This is a genomic window from Paenibacillus sp. 1-8 (assembly GCF_056316205.1).
Genome location: NZ_CM149995.1, coordinates 5,222,280 through 5,234,298, shown reverse-complemented (window position 1 = coordinate 5,234,298; position 12,019 = coordinate 5,222,280). Strand labels below are relative to the sequence as shown.

Here is a 12,019-nt window from a genome sequence, read left to right as displayed (position 1 = left end):
CTGATTTCCGCAGCAGGAACGGGTAAATCAGGACGGGTGACAGGGGGCGCTCGGCTAACGTTGAGTCTGCCCCAGTCTATTTTGAATTTGAATAGCCATTTCTAATGAGTGTATGGCTTGCTCCAGTGGAATCATACATTCCGAATGTTCACCAAAACATTCAAGTGCGTGATTCAAACTTTTTTCGTATGGATTGGCGGGTTCGAGATTGATCTTTTGTTGACGGTGAGCCTCATAAAGAAAGGTATAGGCAGGATCAAACTTGATGAACTGGTTGACCAGAATCATTTTACCATATTGCTGCTCAGCCTGTTTCATAAGGAGAGCGTCTTCGAGATCAAAGCAAACCGGCGTTTCACAAAATACATGCTTTCCATGCTTCAGCGCTTCAATCTCATATGACCTGTGTACATGAGAGGGCAGGCATATATCGACCACATCTACGTTTGGATCAAGCAGAATATCCTCTATATTTTGTGTAACTTCTACGTTTAGCTCCTTTTTCAGCTTGTCCAGCTTGGTTTCATTTCTTCCGAATACGACGATTCTGTTCACCTGAGCGTTGTTGTTTAACAGTGACGCATGATACGCACCGAATCCCGTCCCCATATTCCAATATTCATCATCCATTACACCCCTTTACTTCTATGATACGCTTCTATTATTGCCAACAGGGTATGTACATCCCTATGGACTTGTAGTGAAAAAGGGGGATTGGTATCTCATTGCCTTTTGTGAAGCAGGGCAGGAGATTCGAACCTTTAAGTGCGAGCGAATCATGGCGGTTAAGGTTAAGGCGTCTGCGGATTTCTTTGAGGTTCCAATGGATTTTTCGCTGGAAAATCACTGGATGAAGCATCAAAAAAACACCTGCCTATGGCAGATGCTTTTGCTTGTTACGTCCAAGCCCAGAGGAATCCGTCACGATCCCAGGCGATTTTGCCGCCATGAAGCTTGCGAAACGCTTTTTTGATTTCCTTTTCGAGAGATACATGACCGTGCTCACTTATAAACACATACTGCTCTCCATATTCAGAGCGTACATATGCAATCGCATCTTCTTGTTTCAAGGTTCCCACTTCACGGATTTGTGCGACCATCCATGCTGCAATTTGCTGTTCTGTTGTAGGGGTATTGTCTGTTTTGTCCATGTGTCGTATCCTTTCCTTCGTTCCATAATAATCCATATTATAGTTATATTGACCTATGGTAAGATAAATGTTTTTCCATTCACTCTCCATATAGTATACGCAAATTACGAAATTACCAAATCTGTCGGCAGTAGCCCCATTCATAAATATACATCTATGAAATAAATACTATGAACTATATGTTTTTAGTTTTTTATATTTTAGAATAGTAATCATTGTTAGGCTGTACTGGAATTATATGTTATAATAGGTGTGTAAGATGGAGAGAAGAACTGTCGGCTTGTTCGTAAAAAACTTGAGCCGCAAAATAATAATTGCAGCGGTGAGCATGTACGTGTCTATAGCGCACAAAATAATGCACCGATTACCGAGCCGCAGGGAGATGTGGGACATGCACTGCGGGCATATGACGGCAAGGGTGCCAAAGGGAATAGCGGCTACATTTTTGAATGGGGCGGAGCTGGTGTGCAACCACAAAATTTAAACAGCAAGGATCAAAATTATTGGAAAAATTATTTATCTGATTTTGACGAGTCCAAACGCATGAATTATGGCTTGAAGGCATTACAGCATACGCTGTGGCCGCTCAGAAATGATTTTTCTATTCAATTGTGGTCAAGCTATGGCACCTTTAAGGGAGATAACGGCAAAGAAGACGCAGCGAGTGCGCCATGGGGCTGGAGCTTTAAAGGCTATCGTGATTTAGGACGCGGTACCATCCTTACAGATCCGGCATCATTCGTCGATGCTTTGTTCAAGGACAAGGGACCTTACGCTAAGAACTACGTGACCAATCCATATCGTTAAGCCTGTGATTCGTGTGATTTCAAGAAACGGTTGACTCTATCCAGATATATTTTAAGTAGATGAATTATACAGTTGGCGAAGTAGGTTTTATTTTGTATAATTAAGGGAATATTCACGGGAATTTTCTTTTTTTGAATTGTAAACATACAAGTAATCCCTGGGGGTGCCTGATTTGAAGGAAACAACCACGATTCGTGCAGAGCTGGAGCAGTATATCAGACGTGAAGGAATCACGATTAGTAAGTTTGGGGAGAACACGGGTATTAATGCAGGAACGATTAGTGCCATTATCAACGGCAATCGGCCGATTGCGATGTTGCTATTGGATCGGATTGCGGCAGGCATGGGGCTTGAAGAGGGAAGTCTCTATGAGCTGTACATTGAAGAATTTATACGGAATACGGCACCGAATTGGCGGCGGGTTCGCCCATTTTTGTATCGCTGTGCAGCGCTGAACAAGCTGGATTGTATGGAACAGGTCGTGGAGTTCATGATGGACTATCTGATTTACGCTCCGGCCTTGTTTGAGACGGCAGAAGAATTGTTCAGAGAAGGCAAGTTTGCGGCAGCGGCTATCATCTATAAAAATGTCTCGGAAAGCGAGAAGTATCAACATTCCGAGCGTCTGGCCCTTTGCCAGTATCGGTTATTTACAATCGCTGTCGGTGATGATCAGGACGAAAATTTATGGGCCGCCACACACTTTGAAAGCTTTGTAGATCGATTGGGTGAAGCGGATCAACTGGATGCATTAAAAGATTTGGCCAATACTTATGTTTCGCTGCGTCGCTGGGATAAAGTAGAACCATTAGCTGATAAAATGTGTCGCAGGGCTAAAGTGCAGTATGAACAAAAATATGGAAGAACCAGAAAAGCAGAGCGTGGCAAGGAAACAAAGGGTCCTTTGTTTATGTATATTGTATACTCTTACGTGCTGCGTGCCGGTATTTGTGACGAACGAGGGGATTATGAAAAGGCCTTGGAATATGTCTCCCTGTACGCAGATCTAAGCTGGGTGCGGGAGGACACGGAAGAGGCGCGCCGCTTAAAGGAGCAGTGTAGTAACTGGGCTGAGGCCAACGGATATCTGTATCAGCTCATGTCCGGTAAATTGGACGTCATTCCAGAGTATGTGGCCTATCTGGAAAGAAACGAAGGCGAGATTCTGATGGGATTGTTCAAAATCATGCTAGCCGCAAATCGTTATGATTTTAATGTGGATGATGTACTGCGACGTTTCGAGAAACAAATTGCCGTATTAGCCAAGCAGCATGTCAAGGTGGGCACCTATACAGAGCAGGTATCAACCGATCTCTATGCGCGCTTTCTGGCGGAGCTGGCTTGCTACGATCTCAGTAAAAAGCGCTATACGAAAGGCATGAAATTTTTGTTGGAAAGCCTGTCCTATTCTGTGGTGCTGGATGGTAATCCTGTAACGATCAAATGTGTAGGTTTATTTGAAAAATTCCGGCATACCGCCTCTCCTGAGGCGACGAAGGAATATAAAAATTTACTTGGAGAGGTAAGATCACTTCAATGATAAAAAAGATCGCCTTTTTTCTGATCGCGTTTAATTTTTTTATCATACTGAATTTTTCACCCATTGCTCCCCTAGTAGAGGACCCTAGCGAAGCTCATAGTCATGGAATGGGCGGCTGGTCATTGTCATCCTCGGAACCATCTGCTTAATAGGTTGGGATAACGCCATGAAAGGTATTCTCTTGTAAAAGAGGATACCTTTTTGTATTGTGGCGGCGCACTCGCGAAGAAACTCTTTTTCCATTAAGGCTTGGAGGCTTGCGGTTGAGTAGGCGGGAACCAGACATGACGCAGATCCACCCACCCCTGACTATTGAAGGAAACGCCGCGCACGGAAGGAAGATATGCTGTCTGGACTGGCTTTTCATATAAGATATGGAGCTGATGCTCATGAATAAGTCGGGTTTCGATATGCTCGAATTGACGCGCCCTGACCGTATGATCCGCTTCTCGTGCAATATCTCGCAGCAGTCTTTCGATATCAACGCGGCTATGCGGCTCGACATGCCCGGATACATTGAGATACAGATCGAACAGGCGCAATTGCTCATCACGGTCACGAAACAGAGAAAAGATGATCAGGTCCGACTCCATACGGATAGAGGAGCTTTTAAATTCATTCATGGATGCGGCCACGATGTTACAGGTATACCCGCACGATTCCAGTTGGGCCGCGACCCGGTCTGCATCGGCTTTATACTCGGGAATGGTGGCAATTTGCAACGTTGCCGGGGGTTCATACGAATCGTCGGATGCATCCACCATCGGAGGGAGGCGGCGATGATCCAGACACGCCACGATACGGGCACGTACTTCCGGGTTACGTAACGGCCCATCCTTGTGGGTATTGCATGTAATAAATTTACGCACCGAAGCCGCCGAGTGAATCTGACTCCATGCAGTATCCGTGTTCCCGGCCAATACGGGATTGTGGATGATATGAAAAGGCGAAGCCGAATCTGCGGTATCTGCCGCCGATTCTGGCTTGGCCGCCCACGGGAGCTGAACAATTTCCACCCGGTCGAGATGAGCGCGGCCCTGAAAATAAGGAGCGAATGCCTCCAGTATGCATAAGCTCTCGTTCATCTCCGTGACCTTGAAAGCCCCTGTGCCAACAGGACGGATGCCAAAGGCCGCTTCACCTGCCTGATTCAGCTCACGGGGTACGATGGCGGCACGACTGGTACACAGGAAGGAGAGAAACAGCTCGTTCGGTTCCGTCAGCTCGAAACGTACCATTGTCGGACTTAGCGCCTGTACGTGCTTGATCTGCCGAACGATAAAATGGTACAGTCTCCGTCCTGGCACGCGAATCAGCCGCTCAAAAGTATAGACCACATCCTCGGCGGTCAGTATTTTGCCGTTATGGAACAGCACTTCCTTACGCAAGAAAAAGGTCCATTGCGTACGGGTAGCGTCTACTTCCCAAGCGTGGGCCAGTCCCGGTAAAATCTCACCGCTCTCGTTCGCCCGCCGGGCCAGCCCGTCAAAGACATGGCTGGATACGAAGGACTCCGCGAGCCAGTTCATATACAGCGGGTCCAGTGTATACAACTGCTGGCGAATGGGCAGACGCAACGTATCAATCTGCTGCTGGTCGCCGCGAACCTCTGCATGATGCCCGAAGTAGTTCAGCAGCCAGCCTTGCAAATGCTCCTGCATCGTGGATGAACGCGAATGGGTCCGGATTTCATCCAGCGCGCGTTTGATGTCGTGACGGTCGATGGCCTGCATCATGGACTGCACCGCAATGTCCTCCGGCTGAATCAGGAATCGCAGGCTGGAGCGGCGGCCCCTGCCTCGGCGGGGAGTCCATTGTATCCAGTCATGCTGCTCCATTTTCTGAATAATCATTAAGGCATTGCGGTGGGTGCAGTCAAAAATAGCCGCCAGCTCATCCAGCGTAGTCTCTATCGTATGGTTCTCGTCCCTGTCGTCAGCGGTGTGCGAGTGAAGCCGTAAAAATTGGGCATGAAGTTTCATAAATGGTTGCTCCGTTTCCCTGTGGATGATTAAAGTGCAGTCGTATATATAAAATAGGAAATTTTACGTCGATTAATTTCTCTTTATCTTCTTATTTTATCATCTACAATAAGGCTTATAAAGCATAGTTGTGGAGGTATTTACCATGCATGACAAGTTGAGTGGAACGTCTTTGCCGAAACCGTCGTTTCTGTCTGCCTTTGCTGCCGCGATTGTGTTGGCACTGGTTCATCAATATCTGTTTTATGGGCATGCGCTGGGCGTGTCTCTGCCGATTTTTGTCATTTTGTTCTACACCTATATGTATGTCTATAACCGGGATCGTATCCGGCTGGACTCGTGGATGGGGCGATTGCTGTTTGCCGTGATTGTGCTGCTGTCACTGACATATGCGCTGTTTGATAATCCGGTTCTATATGTGTTAAATGCGCTGGCTATACCGGCTCTGATTAGTGTACATATGGTGATGCTGCTCGGGGAGAAGAGGCATAGCTGGTCGGAACCCGGTATCATCGGGCAGGCGTTAAGCCATTTGTTTTATCAAAATCTGCGGCATATTGTGACTCCGTTTCGGATGTTCAAGATAGCAGCCCTTCGGAATGTAAAGGATGAGCGCAAGCGTGTATTGGGGAAAGTGATAGTCGGTTTGCTGATCGCCCTGCCGCTGCTGTTCATCATTATATCTCTGCTAGCATCAGCGGATGGGATGTTCGAGGAACTGTTATCGGGTATACCTTCATGGATCGGCACGCTTTCATTTGGTAGCGGAATGCTGCGGCTAATCTGGACCTGTTTTTTTACCTTTTGTTTTTTCTGCTATTTGTGGGGATTTGTACAGCCTGCTCCGCGTAATACGGAGAGAGAAGTTCAGTCATGGCATGGGTTAGACGAGCGCACGAATGGTCAAGTACCTTACCATGAGCCGGTCGCGATCAAGTTTGATCCTGTGATTACCGCTACGGTGCTGATCGTTATGAATCTGGTGTATGTTGTGTTCGTCGTGTTGCAGTTTGGATATCTGTTTGGTGCATGGGAAGGCGCTCTGCCCGAAGGAACCTCGTATGCAGAATATGCGAGAAGGGGATTCGGGGAGCTGGTTATGGTGACAGGCATCAACTTTGTTCTGATGATCAGTGTGTTGAAGTGGACCGAATTCGGCTCAAGTCTATTGCAAAAAATGAACAACGGCCTGCTGTATGTACTCGTGGGCTGCTCGGGTGTGATGCTGTATTCGGGCTATACCCGGCTGGTCATGTACGAAGAGGCCTACGGATATACGTATACCCGTTATCTGGTACACGCGTTTATGATTTTTCTGGGCTTGCTGCTGCTCATTGCAGCGGTGCGCATTCATGTCCGTCAGCTTCCGCTGGCGAAATATTATGTTGTACTCGCTCTGGTGGCGTATGTCGTCGTGAATTATGTGGGCATTGATGTACGGATTGCTGAAAATAATCTCGAACGGTATCGCACTACATCGGTGATCGATAAGGAATATTTGAGTGAGCTATCGGCGGATGCTATTCCGCTGCTGATTGAATTTAGCCGTAAGGAACACGGAGCGATGGATGGATTTTTACAAGCTCGCCTGACGAGCATGACGAGGGAAGAAACGGCATGGCCGGCGTTCAATTGGGCAGAATATCGGGCACAGCGCAAGCTGCACGACTATATTTTGGAATGAGAGGTGCTTGGGAATGATCGGAACAGATGCAGTGCAGGGTATGGTGTTGGAGTTACAAAATGAAATGTCACAGTATCAGCATCAGTTTGTTGGAAGACGGAACGCTTTTCTCGCGGAGGCTATGTATCTCGGCTTGGGTGAGGGGGAGGCCCGCTCTTATGCTATCCAGAGCATCGGTCCGGTCGTTCCCGTCACATGTATGCCCACGCTGGCTCCCGGCAAAGCCCGGCCGCTCAGTCCGATGCTGGAAGCACGCTACCGTTATGCCGGGTACTGGAAGGACATGGGGGAGCATATGCTCTTGCCGGATGACGTGCTACGGATCGCAGGTACAGAGCGGTTTCGCAGTTGGATCAGCGATATGCGGAATTATTGGGTGGAATCGGCCCCATACCGATTTGGGGATGATCGCCTTTCGCTCCTGTCTGTCGCCAATGAGGAGGAAGGCCACTTTTCCATGCTGGTTTGGAAGGAACCCGGTGAAGAGCCAGAGGTGTGGACCTACGCTTCGCAGCATGAATACCGATTCAGCCATCTGTTGCATTGGTTCAAATGGCTGAACGGGCGAAGTGAGGATTGAGGGATAACCATGATTAAAAAGAATCGTAATTGGATCATCCTGTTCATCAGCATCGCTCTGATGGTGGGAGTTGCGGACTATTTTACACAAGCTAGACAGGCTACTCCTGAGCTTATCGTTCCAACCATAATCAGTAAAGAAAGCCTTCATTTATTTGATGATACGTTAGTGAATGATGCAGACAAGTGATGTTGAACAAGAAGAACTATTGCTCTTTCCTCTGCTTATATCGTTGGGACATTCTCTCAATTCTACGGATCATTTCTGCTCTTATGTCCGGTGGCTCCAGACATTCACATTGGTCACCGAAGCTGAGTAGAAGATGATAGCCGAAATCATCAGCGATAAATGGAAAATGAACAATGAAGTGGTGATCTCCATATGGCGTTATATGTTCGCTGCTACAATAATCCAGCATCCGATCTTTGAGCGTTTCGTGAATCAGTAATTGGATGGGTCTCTGTCTTTGAGACATGATACTGGTAAATTCGGAGACAGATTCAGGTAATTCCCTGCGTGTAAAGGTCTTATCCAGAACTTCCAGATGGGACATTCGGGATAATTTGAATAAACGGAAGTCCTGCTTATGAAGGCAAAAACCTTGAACGTACCAATGATTCTCCTTTAACGCGAGCTTGTACGGTTCAATCTTTCGGGTACTCATTTGGCCTTTTCGGTCGGAATATTGGAAGGATAGCAGGGAATGTTTTTGAAAAGCAGTTTTAATCATTTCTAAAAACATCTGTAAGTTTGCGTTGCCCATCCAAGGCTTGAGGTCGATCATAATTTGACTTGATTTCAGTTCTATTTCGTGAGCCTGTTCTGTTGGCATGAGGCTTTTGACTTTGGCAAGTGTACCTAGCATCTGTTCACGGGTCAGCATGGGTGAAATGCTTCCAAGCCCCATCAGAAGTGCTGTAATATCGGCAGGTGTGAACACCTTTTTATCCACTTTATATTCGTCCATGATACAGAATCCACCGTTAACGCCGGGAGCCGATACGATAGGTATACCCGCCATGTTGATGGTCTCCATATCTCTATAAATGGTTCTAAGTGAAACCTCAAACATGTCGGATAGAGACTTTGCACTCATTCTTTTACGTTCAAGCAGAACCATAATAATAGAAATCAGTCGGTCAATTTTCATGTAGCATCAGCCTTTTTATTTTCATTCTGAATTGTTGCCATATAGCTGTCAATGGTCGGTGATAGAATCATGTCGTAAAGCAATTTAGGAGGCTGATCATATGAGCAACATGCAAGGGTATTACGAGATTTTAGAAGAGACGAACAGGCTCGCTTTGGCAACATCGGTCGACAACATTCCCAACGTTAGAAATGTCAATTTTGCTTATGACGCCAACAGGCCGGGAGTTATTTATTTCACGTCAGATCGGAGAAATCAGAAGGTGGCCGAGTTTGGAAAAAATAACAAGGTAGCCTTTACAACGATTCCGACAGAAGGTATCCCTCATGTCCGTTCCCACCATGCTATTGTTGAAAAAAGTAAGTATTCGATAGACGAGGTGAAGGAGCTATTTTTGGCGAAGGTTCCGGGGTATGATGAAATCCTATTGGCTATCCGTGAGACGCTGGAGGTTTTTGAAATCCAAATGAAAGAAGTCACTATCATTTTGGGATACGATCAACAACCGGTTCAGATCAGGTTCGAGTAACTAACGCGCTTTGCTGAGAGCTTCTTTTCCGGCAAGGCGTTTTATATTTTTCCAGATTGAACGCATCTTTTTTCCAGTTCGCGCCATGTCACCATAAATATTTCCTCATTCCAGGCATGTATGCTTATTTTTGATCTACTGATATTTTTGAAATAAGGAGGTTTTTTCTTGGATCGCGTAGGAATGGTCAGGGACCTGGATAGCTTAGGCCGAATTGTCATCCCCGTAGATATAAGGAAGCGTCTTGGGATTGGCAAGCATACAGCCGTGGAATTTTGGATGACGGAGAGTGGTCTAATTATGCGACGGTGTGTGGGAGAAGCCTGTATTTTATGTGGAGAACTCCAGCATCTTACATACTTTAAGAATGCTTGGGTCTGTATCTTCTGTATGAATGAACTCAAAAATAAACGATAAAGCTGGCAATCAGATGATTCGGCATGTATGTTACAATAAAAGGGCGAGTGACCCACCACAAGTTTCTCGCCCAGTCGATTGCTGTCAAGCGATCGGCTTTTTTAATTTTGCATAGTACACCCGATTATATTGATTAATCAACTCGTCCAAAACCATAGATTGTCGGAGTACATCCATATGACCTAGTCCGTATTTCGCCTGCAAATCATAGAGCCACTGTCGATTTTTCTGCTCTTGGATTGGGTCATAATACAAGTAGTGATGTAATGTATATGTATGTTACGTCTATAACAACGCTCAGCGCTAATGATAAAGCTTTATACGATCTTGCTTATAAAAAATACTAATTAAGGAGGTACGACCAATGATAATTCACATGAAGAAAATATTTATTTTCTTGTCCCTTTTCACTACGGTTGCAATACTGGCTTCCGGTTGTTCGAATCCTAAGATAGACAAGAATATAACGAAGTCTGGCGAGGTTCCGACCAGTTATTTACATGCTTCATTTGATATCAATGTAGATAACCCTAAAGAGGTTGTAGGTTTTGTAGACTATGTATTTGTAGGATTTGTAGAAGAAATGACTGGAACCGATTATAAATTTCCTGTAACGAAAGAAACGGAAGATGGGCCCAAAGAATTGACAAGTCCCTATACGAATTATTCCATTAAAGTGCTTGATAATATAAAAGGTAATCTAAAGAAGGATGTTTCCATTCCTATTCAAAAGTCCGGGGGACTGAGTGAAGATAAGAGCACATATCTTTTATATGAAGATGACTGTCTCCCACAAAAAGGAAAGGCATACGTATTTACTGCTGCGACTCAGCCCGATGGTTCGTTGTTAGTATCAGGGCCAAATTCTAATATAGAAGTACAAACAGATTTCTTTTCAAAAAACAGTATCCAGGCGCTTAGTGAAGAGAGCATTGTCAATGCTAACCAAAACAGATGAGTATAAAACGTATCAAGATGCCTATAAAAACGAAATTGATAAAGATCGCAAAAGATTTACTTCCAAGTATGAGGCATCCTAAGTTGTCCAAAAAAACAGAAAGGGAGCAAGCCAGCGCTTGCTCCCGCTCCTATCTAAATTTGCAGTTAGATCTTTCGAATACTCAGCAGCGAGTTACCGTTACGTATAAACTCATACGGCACCTGGATCTTCGTCACCCGCAAGCCTTCCGACTCCACGCAGCACGGATACTTCGATTTCCTTCACCGTCGATACCAGCGTATCTTCGACGTATCCGGTTCATTCCCCGCCGCTTTAGCCTGCCCGCTGTTATCACCTATACATATTGACGCTTCAGCTCCTGCACCTGGGCTTCAATTCGTTCCGGTATGATGCGAAATAGTGAAGACCATTTAATTTTACGAAAATAAAGTTGGGCGAATTGTCATTCTAAAAAAAAGTCTATACATATAATTTAAATGTATAGACAAATCAAAAAAACGGATTTATAATTACGCTGTAAGCGGTTTCTAGTAGTTAGCATCCAATTAGACCTTGAGAGGAAGGAACAATCATGAAAAATATTTTACTGGCGTGCAGCTCGGGTATGTCTACAAGTTTGCTGGTTACCAAAATGCAGGATTATGCCAAGTCTATTGGAGACGAGGCTGAAATTTGGGCAGTAGGTCAGGATCAGGCAGCAGAAGAAATGGCTAAGGCGGACGCGGTATTGATCGGACCGCAAATGAGTTTTCTTAAAGGACAGCTGCAAAAGGAAGCTGCTCAATACGGTATCCATGTAGAAGTGATCGACATGATGGCGTACGGATTGGTCGACGGCAAGAAAGTCTATGAACAGGCTTTGAAGCTGGTGGAGCGTAAAAATGGATAAAGTCAATATAGCCGATCTGACGGAAGAGCAAATTAGTTTCCAACTCATTCTTCATAGTGGAAGCGCTCGCAGTAAAGTGATTCAAGCACTGAGCGAATACCGGAATGAGAACACGGAAGGTGCAGACGATCTCATTAAGCAGGCAAAGCAGGATTTGCGGGCTGCGCATGATATCCATTTTCAAATGGTGAAGAATGAAGCCGGAGGAACCCCAACTCCTTTGTCGCTCCTTCTGATGCATGCGGAAGATCATCTCATGTCCACGGTCACTATGAAGGATCTGGTTCAAGAGCTGCTAGAGCTTTTCAAATCCAGAAATTTATAATCTG

Annotated in this window: 14 protein-coding genes and 2 pseudogenes; 11 read left to right on the top strand and 5 right to left on the bottom strand. The window is 45.5% G+C overall.

Annotated features, from left to right (window positions below):
- Nucleotides 1-54: 54 nt before the first annotated feature.
- On the bottom strand, nt 55-630 hold the full coding sequence (locus tag AC0WRU_RS24120; RefSeq protein ID WP_476126610.1) for a Gfo/Idh/MocA family protein: 576 nt from the start codon (nt 628-630) through the stop codon (nt 55-57).
- A gap of 34 nt (nt 631-664) precedes the next feature.
- Here AC0WRU_RS24120 and AC0WRU_RS24115 point away from each other — a divergent pair, with 34 nt between their 5' ends.
- Complete coding sequence (locus AC0WRU_RS24115; RefSeq protein ID WP_476126609.1) at nt 665-973, top strand: helix-turn-helix transcriptional regulator; 309 nt, start codon at nt 665-667, stop codon at nt 971-973.
- Here AC0WRU_RS24115 and AC0WRU_RS24110 read toward each other — a convergent pair.
- On the bottom strand, nt 897-1,151 hold the full coding sequence (locus tag AC0WRU_RS24110) for a DUF6953 family protein (protein WP_354450456.1): 255 nt from the start codon (nt 1,149-1,151) through the stop codon (nt 897-899). The genes AC0WRU_RS24115 and AC0WRU_RS24110 overlap by 77 nt on opposite strands.
- Nucleotides 1,152-1,535: 384 nt before the next feature.
- Here AC0WRU_RS24110 and AC0WRU_RS24105 point away from each other — a divergent pair, with 384 nt between their 5' ends.
- Both AC0WRU_RS24105 and AC0WRU_RS24100 read left to right on the top strand, forming a co-directional pair.
- The gene (locus AC0WRU_RS24105; RefSeq protein WP_476126608.1) at nt 1,536-1,958 is read left to right on the top strand and encodes a hypothetical protein; all 423 of its coding nucleotides are present in this window, start codon (nt 1,536-1,538) and stop codon (nt 1,956-1,958) included.
- A 172-nt stretch (nt 1,959-2,130) separates the two neighbouring features.
- Nucleotides 2,131-3,532: pseudogene (locus AC0WRU_RS24100) on the top strand (transcriptional regulator).
- A 208-nt stretch (nt 3,533-3,740) separates the two neighbouring features.
- Here the strand turns inward: AC0WRU_RS24100 and AC0WRU_RS24095 are convergent.
- Nucleotides 3,741-5,480 (bottom strand): ABC transporter substrate-binding protein, encoded by a 1,740-nt coding sequence (locus tag AC0WRU_RS24095; protein WP_476126607.1) that lies wholly within the window; start codon nt 5,478-5,480, stop codon nt 3,741-3,743.
- Between the two features lie 145 nt (nt 5,481-5,625).
- Here AC0WRU_RS24095 and AC0WRU_RS24090 point away from each other — a divergent pair, with 145 nt between their 5' ends.
- The 3 genes from AC0WRU_RS24090 to AC0WRU_RS24080 are packed head-to-tail and all read left to right on the top strand — an operon-like array spanning nt 5,626 to nt 7,933.
- Nucleotides 5,626-7,164 carry a DUF4153 domain-containing protein gene (locus tag AC0WRU_RS24090; RefSeq protein WP_476126606.1) on the top strand — a complete coding sequence of 513 codons (1,539 nt, stop codon included), beginning with the start codon at nt 5,626-5,628 and terminating at the stop codon, nt 7,162-7,164.
- A gap of 13 nt (nt 7,165-7,177) precedes the next feature.
- Complete coding sequence (locus tag AC0WRU_RS24085; protein ID WP_476126605.1) at nt 7,178-7,744, top strand: hypothetical protein; 567 nt, start codon at nt 7,178-7,180, stop codon at nt 7,742-7,744.
- Between the two features lie 9 nt (nt 7,745-7,753).
- Entirely contained in the window at nt 7,754-7,933 is a 180-nt protein-coding gene (locus AC0WRU_RS24080) for a hypothetical protein (protein WP_049827419.1), read from the top strand.
- Between the two features lie 16 nt (nt 7,934-7,949).
- Here AC0WRU_RS24080 and AC0WRU_RS24075 read toward each other — a convergent pair whose 3' ends face one another.
- Nucleotides 7,950-8,894: a helix-turn-helix transcriptional regulator gene (locus AC0WRU_RS24075; RefSeq protein WP_476126604.1), complete on the bottom strand. Its 945-nt coding sequence runs from the start codon at nt 8,892-8,894 to the stop codon at nt 7,950-7,952.
- Between the two features lie 100 nt (nt 8,895-8,994).
- On the opposite strand from AC0WRU_RS24075, the gene AC0WRU_RS24070 reads away from it, so the two are divergent.
- A complete protein-coding gene (locus AC0WRU_RS24070) occupies nt 8,995-9,423 on the top strand; it encodes a pyridoxamine 5'-phosphate oxidase family protein (protein ID WP_476126603.1) in 429 nt (142 codons plus the stop codon).
- A 501-nt stretch (nt 9,424-9,924) separates the two neighbouring features.
- Here the strand turns inward: AC0WRU_RS24070 and AC0WRU_RS24065 are convergent.
- On the bottom strand, nt 9,925-10,017 hold the full coding sequence (locus tag AC0WRU_RS24065; RefSeq protein WP_476128707.1) for a hypothetical protein: 93 nt from the start codon (nt 10,015-10,017) through the stop codon (nt 9,925-9,927).
- A gap of 56 nt (nt 10,018-10,073) precedes the next feature.
- On the opposite strand from AC0WRU_RS24065, the pseudogene AC0WRU_RS24060 reads away from it, so the two are divergent.
- The 4 genes and pseudogenes from AC0WRU_RS24060 to AC0WRU_RS24045 form a co-directional block, all read left to right on the top strand.
- Nucleotides 10,074-10,187: pseudogene (locus tag AC0WRU_RS24060) on the top strand (matrixin family metalloprotease); the annotation flags it as partial.
- Nucleotides 10,188-10,204: 17 nt separating this feature from the next.
- Nucleotides 10,205-10,798, top strand: a complete 594-nt coding sequence (locus tag AC0WRU_RS24055) for a cell surface protein (protein ID WP_476126602.1) — start codon at nt 10,205-10,207, stop codon at nt 10,796-10,798.
- 574 nt (nt 10,799-11,372) lie between these two features.
- Nucleotides 11,373-11,690, top strand: coding sequence for a PTS sugar transporter subunit IIB (locus tag AC0WRU_RS24050; protein WP_025684653.1), 318 nt, complete (start codon nt 11,373-11,375; stop codon nt 11,688-11,690).
- On the top strand, nt 11,683-12,015 hold the full coding sequence (locus tag AC0WRU_RS24045; RefSeq protein WP_025684654.1) for a PTS sugar transporter subunit IIA: 333 nt from the start codon (nt 11,683-11,685) through the stop codon (nt 12,013-12,015). The genes AC0WRU_RS24050 and AC0WRU_RS24045 overlap by 8 nt, the downstream gene beginning before the upstream one ends.
- Nucleotides 12,016-12,019 lie beyond the last annotated feature (4 nt).